The organism is Caballeronia sp. SL2Y3 (assembly GCF_022879575.1).
GTDB lineage: Bacteria > Pseudomonadota > Gammaproteobacteria > Burkholderiales > Burkholderiaceae > Caballeronia.
This window is the reverse complement of the sequence record NZ_CP084261.1, coordinates 960,153-978,269: the sequence shown is the minus strand read 5'-3', so window position 1 is coordinate 978,269 and position 18,117 is coordinate 960,153. Positions and strand designations below refer to the sequence as shown.

General features: G+C 63.1%; 17 protein-coding genes. 9 read left to right on the top strand and 8 right to left on the bottom strand.

Going from position 1 to position 18,117, the window contains the following annotated elements; translation table 11 throughout:
• The first annotated feature begins 10 nt into the window (after positions 1-10).
• Positions 11-298 (top strand): DUF4148 domain-containing protein, encoded by a 288-nt coding sequence (locus LDZ26_RS17820; RefSeq protein WP_244849476.1) that lies wholly within the window; start codon positions 11-13, stop codon positions 296-298.
• 47 nt (positions 299-345) lie between these two features.
• Here the strand turns inward: LDZ26_RS17820 and LDZ26_RS17815 are convergent, their stop codons facing one another.
• Positions 346-510 (bottom strand): hypothetical protein, encoded by a 165-nt coding sequence (locus tag LDZ26_RS17815; RefSeq protein ID WP_244849475.1) that lies wholly within the window; start codon positions 508-510, stop codon positions 346-348.
• Between the two features lie 182 nt (positions 511-692).
• On the opposite strand from LDZ26_RS17815, the gene LDZ26_RS17810 reads away from it, so the two are divergent.
• Complete coding sequence (locus tag LDZ26_RS17810; RefSeq protein WP_175942137.1) at positions 693-887, top strand: hypothetical protein; 195 nt, start codon at positions 693-695, stop codon at positions 885-887.
• A gap of 68 nt (positions 888-955) precedes the next feature.
• On the opposite strand, the gene LDZ26_RS25685 is transcribed toward LDZ26_RS17810, so the two are convergent.
• On the bottom strand, positions 956-1,429 hold the full coding sequence (locus LDZ26_RS25685; RefSeq protein ID WP_370650699.1) for a DUF2244 domain-containing protein: 474 nt from the start codon (positions 1,427-1,429) through the stop codon (positions 956-958).
• Positions 1,430-1,550: 121 nt separating this feature from the next.
• On the opposite strand from LDZ26_RS25685, the gene ctaD reads away from it, so the two are divergent.
• A complete protein-coding gene (gene ctaD / locus LDZ26_RS17805; RefSeq protein WP_244849474.1) occupies positions 1,551-3,158 on the top strand; it encodes a cytochrome c oxidase subunit I in 1,608 nt (535 codons plus the stop codon).
• Between the two features lie 86 nt (positions 3,159-3,244).
• Here ctaD and LDZ26_RS17800 read toward each other — a convergent pair whose 3' ends face one another.
• Positions 3,245-4,372 carry an aminotransferase class V-fold PLP-dependent enzyme gene (locus LDZ26_RS17800; RefSeq protein ID WP_244849473.1) on the bottom strand — a complete coding sequence of 376 codons (1,128 nt, stop codon included), beginning with the start codon at positions 4,370-4,372 and terminating at the stop codon, positions 3,245-3,247.
• A 318-nt stretch (positions 4,373-4,690) separates the two neighbouring features.
• On the opposite strand from LDZ26_RS17800, the gene LDZ26_RS17795 reads away from it, so the two are divergent.
• Positions 4,691-5,545 (top strand): oxidoreductase, encoded by an 855-nt coding sequence (locus tag LDZ26_RS17795; RefSeq protein ID WP_244849472.1) that lies wholly within the window; start codon positions 4,691-4,693, stop codon positions 5,543-5,545.
• 15 nt (positions 5,546-5,560) lie between these two features.
• On the opposite strand, the gene LDZ26_RS17790 is transcribed toward LDZ26_RS17795, so the two are convergent.
• Both LDZ26_RS17790 and LDZ26_RS17785 read right to left on the bottom strand, forming a co-directional pair.
• Positions 5,561-7,168, bottom strand: a complete 1,608-nt coding sequence (locus LDZ26_RS17790) for a hybrid sensor histidine kinase/response regulator (RefSeq protein WP_244849471.1) — start codon at positions 7,166-7,168, stop codon at positions 5,561-5,563.
• Positions 7,158-7,955: an MEDS domain-containing protein gene (locus LDZ26_RS17785; protein WP_244849470.1), complete on the bottom strand. Its 798-nt coding sequence runs from the start codon at positions 7,953-7,955 to the stop codon at positions 7,158-7,160. The genes LDZ26_RS17790 and LDZ26_RS17785 overlap by 11 nt, the downstream gene beginning before the upstream one ends.
• A gap of 183 nt (positions 7,956-8,138) precedes the next feature.
• Between LDZ26_RS17785 and LDZ26_RS17780 the strand changes: the two genes are divergently transcribed.
• Positions 8,139-9,491, top strand: coding sequence for an MFS transporter (locus tag LDZ26_RS17780; RefSeq protein ID WP_244849469.1), 1,353 nt, complete (start codon positions 8,139-8,141; stop codon positions 9,489-9,491).
• A 47-nt stretch (positions 9,492-9,538) separates the two neighbouring features.
• Here LDZ26_RS17780 and LDZ26_RS17775 read toward each other — a convergent pair whose 3' ends face one another.
• Positions 9,539-10,603: an Ldh family oxidoreductase gene (locus tag LDZ26_RS17775; RefSeq protein ID WP_244849468.1), complete on the bottom strand. Its 1,065-nt coding sequence runs from the start codon at positions 10,601-10,603 to the stop codon at positions 9,539-9,541.
• A 137-nt stretch (positions 10,604-10,740) separates the two neighbouring features.
• Between LDZ26_RS17775 and LDZ26_RS17770 the strand changes: the two genes are divergently transcribed.
• On the top strand, positions 10,741-11,691 hold the full coding sequence (locus LDZ26_RS17770; RefSeq protein WP_244849467.1) for a LysR family transcriptional regulator: 951 nt from the start codon (positions 10,741-10,743) through the stop codon (positions 11,689-11,691).
• A 9-nt stretch (positions 11,692-11,700) separates the two neighbouring features.
• Here LDZ26_RS17770 and LDZ26_RS17765 read toward each other — a convergent pair whose 3' ends face one another.
• Entirely contained in the window at positions 11,701-13,914 is a 2,214-nt protein-coding gene (locus tag LDZ26_RS17765; RefSeq protein WP_244849466.1) for a family 1 glycosylhydrolase, read from the bottom strand.
• Positions 13,915-14,398: 484 nt separating this feature from the next.
• Between LDZ26_RS17765 and LDZ26_RS17760 the strand changes: the two genes are divergently transcribed.
• Both LDZ26_RS17760 and glf read left to right on the top strand, forming a co-directional pair.
• A complete protein-coding gene (locus tag LDZ26_RS17760; protein ID WP_244849465.1) occupies positions 14,399-15,457 on the top strand; it encodes a glycosyltransferase family 1 protein in 1,059 nt (352 codons plus the stop codon).
• Positions 15,445-16,668 carry a UDP-galactopyranose mutase gene (gene glf / locus LDZ26_RS17755; RefSeq protein ID WP_255774972.1) on the top strand — a complete coding sequence of 408 codons (1,224 nt, stop codon included), beginning with the start codon at positions 15,445-15,447 and terminating at the stop codon, positions 16,666-16,668. Before LDZ26_RS17760 ends, glf begins: the two co-directional genes overlap by 13 nt.
• Positions 16,669-16,746: 78 nt before the next feature.
• On the opposite strand, the gene LDZ26_RS17750 is transcribed toward glf, so the two are convergent.
• Positions 16,747-16,914 (bottom strand): hypothetical protein, encoded by a 168-nt coding sequence (locus LDZ26_RS17750; RefSeq protein WP_244849464.1) that lies wholly within the window; start codon positions 16,912-16,914, stop codon positions 16,747-16,749.
• A gap of 41 nt (positions 16,915-16,955) precedes the next feature.
• Between LDZ26_RS17750 and LDZ26_RS17745 the strand changes: the two genes are divergently transcribed.
• Positions 16,956-18,110, top strand: a complete 1,155-nt coding sequence (locus LDZ26_RS17745) for a hypothetical protein (protein WP_244849463.1) — start codon at positions 16,956-16,958, stop codon at positions 18,108-18,110.
• Positions 18,111-18,117 lie beyond the last annotated feature (7 nt).

Sequence of the window (18,117 nt, the reverse complement as noted above, 5' to 3'; positions counted from 1 at the left end):
GAGCAGTCCGATGATTCGTTTTATTGCTTTCTTTCTGCGCTTTGCTGGTGGCTTGTTGATCGCAGCGCCCATGTCCGTATTTGCGCAAACGTCCACACAGCAAGTACCGATGACTCGCGCGCGGGCGCAGTGCGAGCTTCGGGAACTGGAAAGCGTCGGCTATCAGCCATGGCAAGAAGATTTCTACTACCCGCGAAACTTGCAACTCGCGCAGGCACGGCTTGCAGCGAAGAAGCGCGCGCAAGGGTTGGAAGGCGTAGACACTTGCGCGGGTAGCGACGCTGCAAAGACGCAGTAAGAGGCGCGTTTATCGACTCTCTACCGCAGACGCGACGCTGCGACCGACTATGCTGCTGGCTGCTTATTGCTGCTGCCATCGCCGAGCGTGTTGCCGCTTCCGCTTCTATCGGAGGCGCCGTCCACTTCGGTCTGCTGCCGCTCCTCGCGAGCCCGTTCGCGCTCCGTCTCGCTTGGCTGCTTGTTTTGCTCTCCAGAAGTCTGCTCGCTCATGGTCACGCTCCGTTGGTTGAGAACGATAGCGCCGCATGCGTCATGCCCGTCGAGAGGCGGTATCGCCATAACCTGGGCATAGCCATTGCAGGTGATGCGATAGCCTGTGCGATACCACGTGAAATAGGAAGGAGGGCGCTTTGCCAGGCGGCGGCCCTGCCATCAACCAAACGGAGTCAGTCATGGCCAGACACGCGAATAGCCCGTCGGGACCCGGCAACCCGAGAGCCGTCGAGACGTCGGATATCACTGAGGAAGAAGGGCTCGTCGAATTGTCCAGCAAGGAAGACACGATAGGCGGGACGGAAGGTGCCGGCGTGCAGCGTCGGGAAGGCGGCAGTAACGAAGACGGCGCGGCGTCCGTGAAAGGCGAATGACGTGGCGTCGTAAGGCGTGTAGCCGCTATTTCAGGTGGCTACACGCATGAGCAGTGCGCGTTGTCTGCTTAAGGATGCGCATGGCGCTCGCATCGCGCGATGCGCTGAAACTCCGACGCAAATTGCAAGCGGTGGCCCTGCGTTGCGTAGCGGCCTAATTCCACGGTCTCGCCCGCGCTGCGAACGAACAGTCGTACGCCTGCGCCGTTCTGCGCGACAAGCAACGTCACCCACCGCGTGTTGAATTGATGCGTGCATTTACGCCTGCCGCATATTGATTCGACGACGAGAACATCGTCCTGCAAGGTAACGAGTTCGCCGTCAACGGCATGCCGCGCATACACGAAGAAGCAGCACCAGATCGCGCAAGCGTGAACGAGCGCGGCAGCGTAAAAGAGAACGCATCCGTTCAGTGCATGCATGGTCGAAGCGAACGCGACCGGAATGACAGAAAGGCCCGCGCACGCGATAGCGAACGACGCCGGACTGCACGACGAACGGCGGTAAAGAAGCCATTGTCGCGAGGACTGGATGTCGGCCATACGCGCTCCACGAGATGTCGCCATGTCGGCATTGCAGAGCAATCGGTAGTCCCATGCACCGCTCGAAACGGCGATACAACGGCATGCCGAATGCTCTTTCTCAGCGCCACTGGAGAGCGCCATGACCGACATCCATCACTCGATCGCAGATCCCGCAATTCCGCATTCCGACTCGCACCACGTCCCTCACGGCCTGCGGCGATGGTTGTTCACGACGAACCACAAGGACATCGGCACGCTCTACCTTGCCTTCTCGTTCATCATGTTTCTGGTGGGCGGAACAATGGCGCTCGCCATTCGCGCCGAACTCTTTCAGCCCGGCTTGCAATTTTTCCGGCCCGAGTTCTTCAATCAACTGGTCAGCTCACACGGTCTCGTGATGATCTTCGGCGCGATCATGCCCGCGTTTGTCGGCTTCGCGAACTGGATGATTCCGCTGCAGATCGGCGCAAGCGACATGGCATTCGCTCGCATGAACAACTTCTCGTTCTGGCTGCTGCCGGTGGCGGCGGTGTTGCTCATCGGGCAGTACTTTTTGCCGGGCGGCGCGATGCAGGCGGGATGGACCATGTATGCGCCGTTGTCGGTGCAACAGAGCGCGGGCATGGACCTGACCATCTTCGCGATTCACATCATGGGCGCGTCGTCGATCATGGGCGCGATCAACATCATCGTGACCATCCTCAACATGCGCGCGCCGGGCATGACGATCATGAAGATGCCGCTTTTCGCATGGATGTGGCTCATCACTGCGTACTTGCTGATTGCGGTGATGCCGGTGCTCGCGGGTGTCATCACGATGGTGCTGTTCGACCGGCACTTTGGGACCACGTTCTTCAATGCAGCGGGCGGCGGCGATCCTGTCATGTACATCCACCTATTCTGGTTCTTCGGGCATCCGGAGGTGTACATCATGATCCTGCCGGCGTTCGGCATCATCTCGCAAGTCGTGCCGGCGTTCTCGCGCAAGCCGCTCTTCGGCTATAGCTCGATGGTCTACGCGGGGTCGTCCATTGCGGTGCTGTCGTTTCTCGTCTGGGCGCATCATATGTTCACGACAGGGATGCCGGTGTCCGGTCAGCTGTTCTTCATGTACGCGACGATGATTATCGCCGTGCCCACAGGCGTGAAGGTGTTCAACTGGACGGCCACCATGTGGCGCGGCGCGCTTACGTTCGAGACGCCGATGCTCTTTGCCATCGGATTCATTTTCGTCTTTACGATCGGCGGCTTTACCGGTGTGATTCTGTCCATGGCGCCGCTCGACATTCCGCTGCACGGCACGTATTACGTGGTCGCGCACTTCCACTATGTTTTGGTTGCGGGGTCGTTATTCGCGCTCTTTGCCGGGTGGTACTACTGGTCGAGCAAATGGACCGGCCGTCTTTACAACGAGACACGAGGAAAGATTCATTTCTGGATCACGATGATCTCGTTTAACGTGACGTTCTTCCCGATGCATTTTCTCGGGCTGGCCGGCATGCCGCGTCGCTATGCGGATTATCCGGCGCAATTCACCGAGTTCAATCAGATTGCGACCATCGGCGCGTTCGCGTTCGGACTGGCGCAGGTGTATTTCCTGTTCTTCGTCGCGTTGCCAACCTATATGCGAAGCAGTAGTACCCGGCCCGTCGCCGAGTCGCCCTGGGATGGGGCGCAGGGCCTCGAATGGACGGTGCCGAGCCCCGCGCCGTATCACACGTTCGAGACGCCGCCTAAGGTGGTGTGAGATGCGGTGCGCGTAGGTTTAGTCGAGAAAGCAAGCGGCGAACTCATGACGCATCGCGAGTTCGCCGCCAATACTTCAGTCATGGATCAGACGATCTGCTCCAATGCGCGGGCCACTCGGGCGACGGCCGCATCCACATCGTGCAGCTTGTCGAGACCGAATAGCCCGATGCGGAAAGTCTTGAAATCGTCGGGCTCGTCGCACTTGAGCGGAACGCCGGCCGCCACTTGCAAGCCGGCATCGGCGAACTTTTTGCCGGAGCGGATGCCGTCGTCGTCCGTGTAGCTGACGACCACTCCCGGAGCCTCGAAACCCTCCGGCGCCACGCTCTTGAAGCCCTTCTCGGCCAATAGCGCGCGCACGCGTTGACCCAGTTCGAGTTGCTCCGCGCGTACCTTGTCGAAGCCGTAGGAGTCCGCTTCCTTCATCGCATCGCGCAGCGTTTCGAGACTGTCCGTGGGCATCGTCGCGTGATAGGCGAAGCCACCTTTTTCGTAGGCTTCCATGATCTGCAGCCATTTGAGCAGGTCGCAGGCGAAGCTGGTGCTCGTCGTCGCTTCGATCCTTTCGCGCGCGAGGGGACTGAGCATCACGAGCGCGCAGCACGGCGAAGCGCTCCATCCTTTCTGCGGTGCGCTCAGAAGGACGTCGATGCCGCTTGTCTGCATATCGACCCACACGGTGCCGGAGGCGATGCAATCGAGCACGAACATGCCTCCGACCGCATGCACCGCGTCCGATACGGCGCGCAAGTAGCTGTCGGGAAGCATCACGCCCGATGCCGTTTCGACATGCGGGGCAAAGACCAGATCGGGCTTGTGCTCGGCGATGGCCGCGACGACTTCATCCACCGGAGGCGGCGCATACGGGACCTGTCTGCCTTGCTGCGCCGGACGGGCCTTCAGGACGACGGACTCGGACGGAATGCTGCCCATGTCGAATATCTGCGTCCAGCGGTAACTGAACCAGCCGTTGCGAATGACGAGACACTTCTTGTTCGTCGCGAATTGACGCGCGACGGCTTCCATGCCGAAGGTCCCGCTGCCGGGAACCACGGCGGCCGAATGCGCGTGATAGACCTTCTTGAGCAAGGCCGAGATGTCGCGCATGACGCCCTGGAAGCGCTGCGACATATGATTGAGTGACCGGTCGGTGAAAACGACTGAATATTCGAGAAGTCCATCGGGGTCCACATCGGGGAGTAAACCTGACACGCTCGCCTCCTGCAATGGCAGAAATAGGGGATTCAATTCATTCTAACGAAAGCCGCGTACAGCATGCACGGCGGCCTCAGCTCGAAGCCGTAAGCTCAACCTGCCGAGGATACATCCATCGAGGACTTTGTTCCGGTTCGATGTTCGCAATCGATTGTCCAAATATAGATAGAGCTACTAACTATCTGGCGACAACCAACATTTCCTGCCCGGCACGATCCCTGCGACAAACGGCGACCGCCGCTAGAATGAATTCGACTCTTCTGCTGTCGCCACCAACGCTTTCATCGAAACTTTCCATCTGAAAGGAGTCTGGACATGATGAACCGGGACAATCCCGTCTGGCTGATTACCGGCTGTTCAACGGGCTTCGGCCGTGAATTGGCGAACGCGGTGCTCGAACGCGGCTGGCGCGCGGTCGTGACGGCCCGCGATCCGTCGAAGGTGCAGGACATCGTCGAAGGGCGCGAAGACCGCGCGATCGTCCTGCCGCTCGACGTACAGAACCGCGAACAGATCAAGAACGCCGTCGATCAGACGATGCAACGCTTCGGCCGCATCGATGCTCTCGTGAATAACGCAGGTTACGGCTACCTTGCGGCGATCGAAGAAGGCGAAGACGACGTGGTGCGCGACATGTTCGAAACCAACGTGTTCGGTCTCGTCGATATGACGAAGGCGGTGCTGCCCGTCATGCGCGCGCAGAAGAGCGGCATCGTGATTAACGTGTCGTCTATCGGCGGACTCGCCAGCTTCGCCGCGACAGGCTACTACCACGGCACCAAGTACGCGGTGGAAGGCATATCGGAATCGCTCGCGACGGAACTGAAGCCGCTCGGCATCGACGTGATGATTGTCGAGCCGGGCCCGTTCCGGACCAACTGGGCGGGGCCGTCGATCAAGTCCTCGGGGACCGAGATCGCCGACTATGCGGCGACCGCGGGCGAGCGTCGCAAGCAGACAGCGGCTCGCAGCGGCAATCAGGCGGGCGATCCGGTGCGCGCGGCGCATGCCATCATCGAAGCCGCGACTGCGGATACACCGCCGCTGCGTCTGCTGCTCGGTAAGACCGCGCTGGAACTGGCGCGCAAGAAGCTCGACATGCTCAAGCGCGACTTCGACACGTGGGAAAAGACGACGGTGGGCGCGGATTTCCCCGAAAACGAAGCGTAACGGGCCGCGAGTGCGTCACTCGATCACGCGCAGCGCTTCGGCGAGATCCATGAGCGGCACCGGCTTCACGAAGTGACGCTCGAACCCGGCGTCAGCCGAGCGCTTGCGGTCTTCGGGCTGACCGTAGCCGGTCAACGCAAAGAGACGCGGCGCGTGAGCCCCGTGTTGCCGTTGCAGCGTCCTGGCAAGCTCGTAGCCGTCCATGCCGGGCAAGCCGATATCGAGCACGGCGAACGCCGGGCGAAAGTCCGCCGCGACTCGCAGTGCCGTTTCCGGCAGGCTCGCCGTCGCCACGTCGAATCCGAGTTCGGTAAGGAACGCTTCCATCGCGAGAAGACCGTCTTCGTTATCGTCGACGAGCAGCACGCGCACGCCGTTTCCGTCGGGAAGCGAATGCCAGTACGGCAATGCGTCCACCGGCGCGAGCGCATGCGGTGCGGTCGGCAGCGTCACGACGAAGGTGGACCCCTTGCCCGGCCCTTCGCTCGTCGCGGTGACGGTGCCGCCATGCAGCTCGACGAGATTCTTCACGAGCGCAAGGCCGATCCCCAATCCGCCTTTCGCGCGGTCGATGGTGGTTCGTCCCTGCTCGAAGATGGTGAAGAGGCGAGGCATCAGTTCGTCGCTGATGCCGGCGCCGTTGTCGGACACGGAGACCACGATCTCCGTCGCACGCGTCACGGCTTCGACGCGGATGGTGCCGCCCGCATCCGTGTATTTCGCCGCGTTGTTGAGCAGATTGCCGAAGACCTGCGTGAGCCGCGTGAGGTCCGCGGAGATCAATGCGCCGTCGTCTCTCACGGAGAGCGACAGGGTTTGGCCGCGCTGCTCGATCAGCGGACTCGCGGCCTCGATCGCCCGCGTCAGCACGGACCCGATTCGCACGGGTTCCAGATGCAGCTCGATGGACCCGCGCGTGATGCGGCTCACGTCGAGCAGATCTTCGACGAGCCGCGACAGATGCGACACCTGCCGCTCGATGATCTCGTGATACTTGTCCGAGGCGCCGCCACGATGTTTGCGAATAAGGCCGAGCGCGGTCGTGATCGGCGCGAGCGGATTGCGCAGCTCGTGACCGAGCATGGCGAGAAATTCGTCTTTTGCGCGGCTTGCCGTCTCGCGTTCGTGAGCGGCCCGCGCGGCCTGCAAACCGGTGGCCGCGAGCGAGGTCGCCGCGCGGAGAAACGCGAGATCCGCGACGGTGGGAAACGAGGGATCCGCCGAGCCGAACCAGACGCTGCCCTGTGCGGCCGTGTAGCCCATGCTCATGCGCACGAGCCGTTGCGCGCCGGCCGGCGTCGCCTGAAGCACGGCTCGCGGGCTGATGGGCATGCTCCGCCACGCTTCGATAGCCGGCTCCCAGGCGAGGCGCGTATCGGCGGTGGCTTGCGCTTCGGACAGACGCAGGCTATCGAAGGGAGGGGCGTCCGGAAGCAGCGGCACGTGCGCGTAGCAAATATCCAGACGCACGATTCGCTCGACGGCCTCTGTCATCAGTGCGATGACCGTGCGGCCGTCTCGCCCCGCCCATAGCGCGGGCAGCGCCAGCAGACCCATGAGATCGCGCAGGCTGCGCTCGGCGGCTTCCCGCGACAGCGCCTCGATAGCCGCGTCAGCGGTCATGCTCTTCCAGAGAGGCGCCGGAGCTCAAAGCCGGCTCGTCGCCCGGCGCGGATTCGGCGGACCGACGCCGTTTGAGTTCGCGAATCATCTCCGAAGGCGGCGTGAAGAAGGGATTCTCCTGCACCACGCCGTTGATGAGCGTCATCGGGTGCGTGCGCAGCAGGTCCATGAGCATCGCGCCAGAGAGCTTCGCCATGTCGTACACGCAGATGGCGGGCTGGCGGTTGCGGGCGAGCACCTCGTTGACCTCGGCTTCGTATTCGATCAGCTTGGGCGCAGTTTCGATGTCCTGGAATATCCAGTCCATGTTCCCCATGATGCGCAGACGCGAGAATCCCGCGTCGCGGCCGGTCCCCGTCAGATGCTCGACGGCGGCCAGCATCTGGTCCTTGTCGAACACGCCTTCGTCATTCAGATACGCATCGCCCCAGGGCACGAGTTCGAGCTGGCCGCAGGCCTCGCAGTGCGCCGCATCGATGCCCGATGCCGTGAGCCGCGCGCGATGGTCGGCGAACAAGGCGGGATCGATGATATGCATGACCTTTTCGCCACTTTCGACCGCCTCCTTGAAGAAGGGATTGAGCGTTGCGTACTCTTCGTCGCGGCTGTTGAAGAACGCGCAGACGTGATACGCGTCGAGCGGCGTACCGGCCAATTTAGGCGGATGCATGAAGGCCTTCTGGTGGGGAATAGGAGGGGGGCGCGGCAATGATACGCTAGACGCGCGGCACCAGTCCGGTAATTCGTCGCGCGCTTGCGACCGTTGTAACGGCGCAAACGCCGGCAAAGACGCTTGCCATGCGCGGGTTTGCCCCTAGCGCGCGATAAACAAATGGAATCGGTTCCGGAGGAATTGTGATTGGATTTCTGACCGGCGCCGACTTATCGTGCCTCAGTCCAATGCCGCCTTGCGCGCGTCGGAATCGACACCCGGCCTCGCCGAAAAAACTATATCCAGGAGACATACCCCATGGAGCAATCCTCCACTGCGCCGCGCGTGCCGGAATCGGACGCGAGCGGCGCGCAGTTCGTCGCGTCCGACGACCGCGCTTCGCCGCGCGTCCGGCGAATTCAGCGTACCGCGCTGGGTTTGCTCCTCTTGAGCGGCATCATCAACTATATCGACCGCGCCACGCTGTCCATCGCGAATCCGCTGATCCGCCATGACCTCGGGCTGTCGGTCGCCGAAATGGGCCTGCTGCTTTCGGCGTTCCTGTGGGCGTATGCGTTCGCGCAACTGCCGGCCGGGGCGCTCGTCGACCGCTTCGGCGCGCGCATCATGCTGGCCGTCAGTCTCGCGACGTGGTCGGTGGCGCAGGCGTTCGGCGGCGTCGTGACGAGCTTCGGCCAGTTCTTCGCCGCGCGCATGGTGCTCGGCATCGGCGAGGCGCCGCAGTTTCCGACGAGCGCGAAGGTCGTGCGCGACTGGTTCGGCAAGAAGGAGCGGGGCGCCGCGACCGGCATCTGGAACAGTTCGTCCACGCTCGGCACCGCGATTTCCGCGCCTTTGCTGACGGTGGTGATGTTGGCCGTCGGATGGCGATGGATGTTCGGGATCATGGGCATTGCCGGTCTCGTCGTGGCGCTGTGCTTCTACGCCGTGCATCGCGACCCGCGTCAGGTCGAGCTGACGCAACGCGAGCGCGCCTACCTCACGGATGTCGATGGCGAAGTGCAGAGCCGGCCGACGTGGCGCGAATGGCGGCGCCTCTTCGAATTCGGCACGACGTGGGGCATGCTGCTCGGCTTCTTCGGCACGATCTACGTCTTGTGGCTCTATAACGCGTGGCTGCCGACGTATCTGCAGATGGAGTTCCATCTGACCATCTCGAAGTCCGGATGGGTGGCCGCGGTGCCTTATCTCTTCGGCGTGATCGGATCGCTCTCCGGCGGCAAGATCTGCGACGTGCTCGCCCGGCGCGGCGTATCGGCGGTCAATAGCCGCAAGTACCCGATGGCGGCTTCGCTCTTCGGCGTCGCTGTGTTCACGGTGCTGACCGGCCTCACGCACAGCGCGACGCTGGCGGTCGTGTTCATCTCCATCTCGATGCTGCTGCTTTACGTGTCGAGCAGCGCGGCCTGGGCGACGGCTTCGGTGGCCGCGCCGGCCAACTGCACGGCGTCGATCGGCGCGATGCAGAACTTCGGCGGCTACTTCGGCGGCGCGCTCGCGCCGGTGGTGACGGGTTTCATCGTGCAGCAGTCGCACTCGTTCCAGCCCGCGCTTTTCGTCGGGGCCGGCGTGGCGTTCGTCGCGGTGATCGGTTATTGGGTGCTGGTGCGTGGCCCGATTCCGCCGGCCGCGCTCGACGAGCGCGCATAACGGCAAACCGACCGCACACCGCCGCGACGCCCGCTATCGTTGATACGTTAGCCGGCGAGCGCGGCGGGAAACGCAATCTCATAGCGCGCGGCGGTGGCTTCCAGCGCCGGCGCGATGGTCGGATGCAGCACCACGCCGTCGCGCAACTGGTCGCGCTTCAAACTCCATCCGCGATCGCCCGGCATCCGCACGCTCGATGTTCCCGGGCGCGGCGGATTCTCCCTGCAAGCGTCGCCGATCCAGTCCATTTGCCGCTCGAACGCAGCGGGACCGCCGAAGGCCGCGGGATCGTACAGCGACAGAAACACGGTCGCGCCCCAGCCATCCGGCGGATCGGCACGGCCGTGACCGGCGAGACCGCCCGTCAGCGCCTCGATCAAGAGCGCCAGCCCGAAGCCCTTATGCCCCCACGTCATGCCGCCGACCGGAAGAATGGAGCCCGGCGGCTCGGCTGAGAGCACGGCGGGATCGCGGCTCGGGTGTCCTTCCGCATCGAGAAAGCAGGCTTCGTCGAACAGCTCGCCCGCTTTATGGCGGCGCGCGGTCATGCCGTTCGTCACGGTGGATGCCGAGATGTCGATCAGAAACGGCGTGCCCGACGTGGGGATGCCCGCTGCGATCGGATTCGGCGTGAACACCGAGCGCGTGCCGCCGTGAGGCGCGACGCTTTGCACCGCCGGATCGGAACTCGCGAGCACGATCATGAATCCGTCCGCCGTGGCTTTCTCCAGGTAACTCGCAAGACAGGCGATGTGGTGGCTGCGCCGGATCACGAGCGTCGCGCTGCCATATTCCTTTGCTCTCGGCGCGAGCGTTTCGATGCCGCTCAGAACGAGCCACGGGCCGGGAAGACGCCGGCCATCCCACAACACGCTGGCGCCGCGGTCCGACACGACCTCCGGTTCGCCGGCGCACGTCATCGCGTCGTTCTCTATCTCGCGGATATAGCCGGGGAGCAACGCGAGGCCATGCGTGTCGTGTCCCATCAAGTCGCCGTCGACGAGCGTGCGCGCCACGGCGTGCGCTTTCACGTCTTCCATGCCGGCTTTCGTGAGCAGATGTCGGGCGAAGGCTTGCAGTTCATCGGCGGAGTATCGGACTGGTGTGTTCATCGTGATGGGTTCGGTCAGGGTAAGAGTTCATGCACTGCGCAGAGCCTTAAATTTTCCGATGCGCTTTCGATAAGCGTCCAATCGCGAATTGAGTAGAATCAATTCCATTCGGTTATGAGTCGGCGCACGTTTACCCTATGTCGCAAGATTCCACGCTCTCCGCTGCGCAGGTGCTGACGAAGCTGCGCTTCAGGCATCTCCAGTTGCTCGAACTGCTGGGGCGTACGCGCAATCTGCGCATCGCGGCCGAACAGATGCACATCACGCAACCGGCCGCGACGAAGATCCTGAGCGACCTGGAAGCGATGTTCGATGCGCCGCTCTTCGAACGCCTGCCGCGCGAAATGCGGCCGACCGATCTCGGGGCCCTCTCAGTGCGCTACGCCAGCACGACGCTCTCGAACCTCGGCAAGTTTTCGGGCGAGTTCGCGACGTTGAAGAACGGCGGTTATGGCCACCTTACGATCGGGTTCATTCCCGCTTCGGCCGCGCAACTGGTCACCGCCGCAATCAAGGAGATACAGCGCCGACGCCCGCGGCTCATCATCAAGCTGGTGGAGCAGAGCAGCGATCAACTCGCGGCATGGCTCGAAGAAAGGCGCATCGATGTCATGGTCGGACGCCCGACCGAAGCGCGGCACGAAGCACTGTTCAATGTCGTGGACCTATTGGCGGAACCGGTGCGCGCGGTGGTCGGGCAGCATCATCCGTTGTTGAAAGAGCGGCGCGTGGAGATGACGAGCCTCGGGCAATGGCCGTGGATTCTGTATCCGCAAGGCACGGCCATGCGGCAGCTATTCGAAGAGACGTTCGCGGCGGCCGGCATGGTCGCGCCGGTGGGCATCGTGGAAACGCCTTCCATTTTTTCGACGCTGGAGTTGCTGCAAGCCACCGACATGATTTCGCTTCAGCCGCAGGCCGCGATGGACAAGTACGTGAAGCACGGCCTGCTCGGTTATCTCAATGTGCCGATACGGCGCACCATGTCGAACTACAGCGTCATCACGCGAAAAGACGAGACGACTTCGCAAGCGATGGACGAGTTCGTCGGCATCCTGCTCGCGATCGCCTCGCAGCACTCGCGTTGACCTGCACCGCTATGCGTCGCTTCTCGTCTGCATGGCGAGCCCCGGCTCGCGCTCGCACACTTGCGCCTGCCAATGCTCGATGCAGCGTCGCAGTGCATCCTGAAGCGTCGGCAACACGGCCGCCCTTCGGCTCGCAAGCGCGCGATAGCGTGGCTGCGGCGCGCGCGGACGCATCGACTCGACGTTGCGCGCCTCGATGAGACTCGTATCGAGACCGGCGAGGCTGACCGCCTGAACCGCGAAATCGAAGCACGTCAGGGCGCCGCGGCTGCTCAGATGCACGATGCCCGACTCGCGGTCGATCAACAAATCGAGGCACGCGTGCACGAGGTCGGGCGCATAGGTCGGCGATATCGTCACATCCTTTGCGGCGACGAACGCGCGGTCTTGAGCGAGGGCGTGCAAAGTCGGGGCGAGAAAGTCTTCGCTGTCCCATAGACCGAAGACAGGACCCGTGCGAACAACGAGCGCCTCCGGAAAACGCCTCAACACCTCCCGTTCGGTCTCGACCATGCGACGGCCGAGACGATCGAGCGGGCTCACCTCGTCGGTTTCGACATACGGCTGCGTCGCGCGGCCGTCGAACACGCGATCCGACGAGAAGACGAGATATTCGATTCCCGCTGCGGCGCAAGCGTCGGCCAGCGCGGCGGCTGTCGTCGTCATCGTGCGAAGGCGATCGCTCGTACTGCGCCCGGCTTCATCGGCATCCGGAGGATCGATTGCATTGACGACGGCCCACGGCTCGAACGTGCCGATCGCATCGTTGCCGAGCACGTCGTCCGCCGACACGGCGGCGTACCGCAAGTCGCGATGTGCGCAGGTGGTTGCGAAAAGTTGCGCCAGCGCGCCGTCGCCGACGATGAGAATCGGAGCAGGTGAGTGCGTCAGATGACTTTGACGCGCCGGTGCGGCCAGTGTGCCCGATGCGTCCAGCACGACCGGCTCGCAGAGAAAGCGTCCCGGTCGGCGCCACCATCCCGTGCCATGCAGAACGGGATGGTCGTGCGGACGGCCCGCCGCGAGATCGCGCATCAGCGCGGCAACGGCTGTTTCGCGCGGCTCGTGTCCGCGCACGTCGAATGCGCCGGATTCGTAGTAGCCGCGCTCTTCCGTGACGAGGCAGTTCCAGTCGTACGAGCCGAGCAGCGCCCACACCGTCACGGCGCGCACGTCAGCGCCTTGTTCGCGTGCTTCGCTCGCGGCGGTCCAGATTTCATGCAGCCAGCGCAACTGGTCCTGACGCGTCGAGTCGATGTGCGCTTCCGTGACCGCGAGCGGCAGGCGATACCGCTGCCACGCTTCGTCGATCACGGTCTTTATGCCCTGCGGCGGATGCGCGAGGGCGCGCGCCGCTTCGATGTCGGCGAGGCGCTGGCCGTACCATTCGCACCGGTACGCTTGCGGATACTGATGCGTCCGGTGATCGAGCCAGCGTTCGCTCGTGATGTAGTAGTTGATGCCGACGATATCGGGCGGACACGGATTGTCGACGAACCATAGAACATCTTCTTCCGCCACGCCCGCATCCACGAAGTATCGCCACAGCGCATGCTCCGGCGTCACCTTTCCGCACAGCAGATCCCACGAAAGCCAGCGCCGCTCGTTGTAAAAGTTGACGAGCCCGGCCATGGCCGGCGTGCCTTGCGTCTTGCCTAGATCGTCGGTTTGCACGAGCTTCGCGTGCGGGTTGACCTTGCGCACTTCGCGCATCGCATGCACCGTCGCCTTGCATTGATTGATCAGCGCTTCGAGATACGTCCGGTCACTCGTGCCGTGCGGATGCCACACGCCGTAAAGCCCGCTGAATCGCGCGGTGGTGTTCGGCTCGTTGACCGGCGTGTAGTACGAAAGCCACGGATAACGCTCAGCGACCGCTCGTGCGAATTCCGCGAGCCTTTGCGCAAAGTGCGGGTCGAGCAATCCGCCGGGCAGCGGCCCGCTTCCGTGATGCAGGAGGCCCGCTATCGGCTCGACGCCCAATGCGCGAAGCGTGGGCAAGCGCGCATCGAGCCATGACCAGTCGGCTTCGTCGATACTCGACGGGGCCGTTCTTTCCCACAGCACCGGATAGCGCAGCGCCCGTATGCCGAGCGAGGCGAAGCGCTGAAGATCGTCCTCCCGCGTCGCGTGACCGTTACGGTCCAATTGGCTGAAGAAGGTGTCCCGCACCCGGTTGACCGTGCATTCCAGTCCCCCCCACAGCACCATCCGATCATCCATATCCAGCATCCCGAAAATTAGTACGACGTGAGAGCGTGTCCACGACGCACTCAAGCACTCGCTATGCCGTCGCCCCGCGCGATCAGTGTTTGCCCCGAGCACGCTCGCGCTGGAACAACGATTGCCGCTTATGTCGCAGATTTGTCAGCAAGCGCGACGACACCGCGCATGAGTGCCTTGCCGGACTCTGCGTGCGGGCCGCCGCGTGCGCGATGCGTAGCGTCACCCGGCTTCAACGCGAGGCGAAAGCAGCCGAGCTTCGGACTCACCGACGCAATCGATGAATGTCCGGGCGGACTTCCGCCCGCCAGTGACTTCCGGAGGCACTCCCTTGCGCGAGACCCAAGCCCGATCACAACCCGCAGCCGCCACCGCGGCCGGGTCCGCAGACAGTCCGTCGACGCACGCTCGCCCGCACATCTCCATCGCGCGCTCGGGCCTGCCGCGGACGTTCCTATGCCTCTCGCACCTTCGCTGGAACTTCGTGTATCAGCGACCGCAGCACTTGCTCTCGCGCATCGCGAAGCAGGCGGAAGTGCTCTTCTTCGAAGAGCCTCGACGAACGGGCAATGATGCGCCTTCGCTGGACGTTCGTACTACTAATGAAGGCATTCGAGTGCTGACGCCCTGCCTTCCTTCCGGCTTCACGCAGGAAGAGGACGAGAGCGCCCAACGCGCGCTGCTCGACGCGTATCTGGCGGACACGCGCACATGGGATCTCGGTCTCTGGTACTACTCGCCGATGACGCTCGCTTTTACCGATCATCTGGATGCAAGGCTCGTCGTGTATGACTGCATGGACGAGCTTTCCGCTTTCAAGAACGCGCCGCCGCAACTCAAGGAGCGCGAAACGCGGCTCATCCGCCACGCGGATGTCGTCTTCACGGGCGGCCAGAGCCTCTACGAGTCGAAGCGGCGTTTTCACCATAACGTGCATGCGTTTCCGAGCAGTGTCGATGTCGCGCACTTCGCGAAGGCGCGCGAGCCGCTGTCGGAGCCTGACGACCAGACGCCGATACCGCGCCCGCGTCTCGGCTTCTACGGCGTGCTCGACGAGCGCTTCGACGCCGCGCTGATCGGCGCGGTCGCCGCCGCGAGGCCGGACTGGCAGTTCGTCATGCTCGGCCCCGTGGCGAAGATCGGGCCCGCTGATCTGCCGCATGCACCGAACATTCATTATCTCGGCCAGAAGTCCTACGACGATCTGCCGCGCTATCTCGCCGGCTGGGACGTCGCGCTGATGCCTTTCGCCATCAACGAGGCGACGCGCTTTATCAGCCCGACGAAGACGCCCGAATATCTCGCGGCAGGCCGCCCCGTGGTATCGACGCCCATTGCCGATGTGGTGTCGCGCTATGGCGAGAGCGGCGTGGTCCGCATCGCCGGCGATGCGGTTTCGTTCGAGCGTGCCATCGAAAACGCGCTCGAGGACGGACGGGACCGCGCAGCATTCATCGGCCGCGTCGAAGCGGTGCTGGCCGGAACTTCGTGGGACAACACGTGTGCCGCAATGCTCGCCGAGGTGAAAAAATGCGCATCGTAGAAACGACAGCAAACGGATCTTCCAATTCCGGCTCGAGCGATCATCCGTCACAGCCCGATGCGCGCCCACAGCAACGCAAAGGCTTCGATTATCTGATCGTCGGCGCGGGTTTCGCGGGTAGCGTGATGGCCGAGAGGCTCGCGAGCGAGTACGGCCAGCGCGTTCTGCTCATCGACCGGCGCCCGCATATTGCAGGTAATGCCTATGACGAATACAACGCGGACGGCATTTTGATTCACCGTTACGGGCCGCATATCTTTCACACGAACGCGCGGCGCGTATTGGACTATCTGTCGCGTTTCACGGCATGGCGACCGTACCGGCATCGCGTGCTCGCATCCGTCGACGGCATGCTCGTGCCGGTGCCGATCAATCTGACTACGCTCAATGGCCTCTATTCGCTCGACCTTTCGCCGCAGCAGGCGGAAGCGTTTCTCGCGGCGCGCGCCGAGCCTCTTGCAGAAATAAGGACATCTGAAGATGTCGTCGTGAGCAAGATCGGGCGGGAACTGTACGAGAAGTTCTTTCGCGGATACACCCGCAAGCAATGGGGCATGGACCCGTCGGAACTGGATCGCTCGGTGACTTCGCGGGTGCCGGTGCGCACGACGGCCGACGACGGCTACTTCAACGACGAGTATCAGTGCATGCCGCTCGAAGGATATACACGCATGTTCCAGAAGATGCTGGCGCATCCGAATATCAAGGTCATGCTCAATACCGACTATCGCGAGGTTCGCGAAGAGGTGACTTATCGCAAGCTCGTTTATACCGGCCCGATTGACGAGTACTTCGATCACTGTCTCGGGAAACTGCCTTATCGCTCGCTCGCATTCCGGCACGAAACGCTGGATCAGGAGCACTTTCAGTCGCTTGCCGTGGTGAATTACCCGGCCGAGAAAGTGCCCTTCACGCGCATCACGGAGTACAAGTATCTGACGGGCCAACAGCATTCGAAGACGAGCATCACGTACGAGTATCCGAGCGACGAAGGCGACCCTTATTACCCGATTCCGCGTCCCGCGAATGCGGAGTTGTTCAAACGCTACGAGGCGCTCGCGGAGGCGCATCCCGAAGTCGTCTTTGCGGGCCGGCTCGGAAGCTACCGCTACTACAACATGGATCAAGTGGTGGCTCAGGCGTTGAGCCTCGTCGAGCGCATGGCGGCGACAGAGGGATTCAAGAGTCGCGCCGAGGTGGCTACCGTCTGATTCTTGCGACTCCAGGGAAGGTATGTTTTACCGTGGTTTTTAGGTTTGTCGTGTCTTGCAGGTAAGGGTCGATTAACTCTACACTTTCGCCGCGATGGAATTTCCGGGTATGGCCATCGCGATGGAAGTGAAATCGGCATTCCTTACCGAGGACGATCGAATCGTCGCCTCGAACAGCGACGATGCACCGAGCATCACTGTCTGGCCCGGTGCCAGTTCGACACTGCAATGCGCGGTGCCGGACATCGATCATCCAACGCAAGACCATGTCGAAGCACGAGCAGGAAATGCTCCTTTTTGTCTCCCTGCAAGGAGCAATCGGGACGCTGGCCGGATTTATCGGCTATTTCGTCGTCGGTGTCGATGACACCGACGCCATGTTTCGTTTTACCGCCTATATGCTGTGCGACGCGAGCGGCGCAGCGCTCTTCGTCTATTTGCTCGGCCCGCGCCTGGGACTCACCGGGCGGCGGCTGATGCGCCTCAGTTTTCTCGTGCCCGGCGCGCTGCTTCTCTGTGGCGGCGACTCCATTCCGGTGATGGCGGCCGTGTACGGCTTCTTTCTCGGACTCACCTGGAGCGCGCGTTACTGGCTCGAAATGAGCGTGCTGACCGACACCGAACGCGATAGCTACGCCTCGCGCTCCGGCGCGCTCGCCGTCGCGGGCGGCATCATCGCGACGCTCATTGCCACGCTCTGCCTCGCGAAGACGGACAACAGCAGTCACGTGCTGTACGTGGCGTATGGCGTCGTGTGCGTCATCGCCGGTCTGGCGCTCGGGCGTCACGTGTCCGAAGCGCCGATGGTCCCCGCGACGAACCCGCTCGGCGTCATCGCGCAACCGGAGTTTCGCGCGTGTTTGCCGCTCTTCTTCGTCGAGTCGGGGCTGCTCGGGGTCGGCGGCGCGGTGGGCTCGGTCGGCGCGGCCATGTCGCTCGGTTCGGCCAGCGACCTCGGCTGGGTGTCCACCGTCGCGGGACTGGCGGGCGCAGTCGCGCTCTACATGACGCGCAAAAGCCGCGGCGTGCATAACCGCGCGGGCTGGCTCGGCTGGTCGTGCCTCGCCGTCGCCATTTCGTTCGTCCTGCTCGGGTTCAGCGCGTGGCTTCCTGCGCTGTTCGTCGCGCATTCGATCCTTCGCGCGGCGGCGGGTCCGTTCCTCAACGCGAGCGAGCATGTGCTCAATCAGCGCGCGCTCGACATACGCGGCGAACTCGTCGACCGGATCGTCGCGCGAGATCTCGTGATGCTCGTCATGCGCATGGCTTCGCTGCTCGCGTTCTGGTGGCTGTCGAGCGCGATGTCTCCGGCGCATCTGCTCGAACTCGGCTCGGCCGTGCTCGCGCTCGGCGCTATCGCCGAATATCGCGTCGGACAAACGTGGTTCGGCGCCGCCACGCGCGGCCGGACCGCCGGGGCGCTGGACGGTTCGCTCAACTAACGCGCCT

Coding starts and splice junctions, on each gene's coding strand:
- LDZ26_RS17820 (WP_244849476.1), top strand. CDS start 11: ATGATTCGTTTTATTGCTTTCTTTCTGCGCTTTGCTGGTGGCTTGTTG.
- LDZ26_RS17815 (WP_244849475.1), bottom strand. CDS start 510: ATGAGCGAGCAGACTTCTGGAGAGCAAAACAAGCAGCCAAGCGAGACG.
- LDZ26_RS17810 (WP_175942137.1), top strand. CDS start 693: ATGGCCAGACACGCGAATAGCCCGTCGGGACCCGGCAACCCGAGAGCC.
- LDZ26_RS25685 (WP_370650699.1), bottom strand. CDS start 1,429: ATGGCCGACATCCAGTCCTCGCGACAATGGCTTCTTTACCGCCGTTCG.
- ctaD (WP_244849474.1), top strand. CDS start 1,551: ATGACCGACATCCATCACTCGATCGCAGATCCCGCAATTCCGCATTCC.
- LDZ26_RS17795 (WP_244849472.1), top strand. CDS start 4,691: ATGATGAACCGGGACAATCCCGTCTGGCTGATTACCGGCTGTTCAACG.
- LDZ26_RS17790 (WP_244849471.1), bottom strand. CDS start 7,168: ATGACCGCTGACGCGGCTATCGAGGCGCTGTCGCGGGAAGCCGCCGAG.
- LDZ26_RS17780 (WP_244849469.1), top strand. CDS start 8,139: ATGGAGCAATCCTCCACTGCGCCGCGCGTGCCGGAATCGGACGCGAGC.
- LDZ26_RS17775 (WP_244849468.1), bottom strand. CDS start 10,603: ATGAACACACCAGTCCGATACTCCGCCGATGAACTGCAAGCCTTCGCC.
- LDZ26_RS17770 (WP_244849467.1), top strand. CDS start 10,741: ATGTCGCAAGATTCCACGCTCTCCGCTGCGCAGGTGCTGACGAAGCTG.
- LDZ26_RS17765 (WP_244849466.1), bottom strand. CDS start 13,914: ATGGATGATCGGATGGTGCTGTGGGGGGGACTGGAATGCACGGTCAAC.
- glf (WP_255774972.1), top strand. CDS start 15,445: ATGCGCATCGTAGAAACGACAGCAAACGGATCTTCCAATTCCGGCTCG.
- LDZ26_RS17750 (WP_244849464.1), bottom strand. CDS start 16,914: ATGTCCGGCACCGCGCATTGCAGTGTCGAACTGGCACCGGGCCAGACA.
- LDZ26_RS17745 (WP_244849463.1), top strand. CDS start 16,956: ATGCTCCTTTTTGTCTCCCTGCAAGGAGCAATCGGGACGCTGGCCGGA.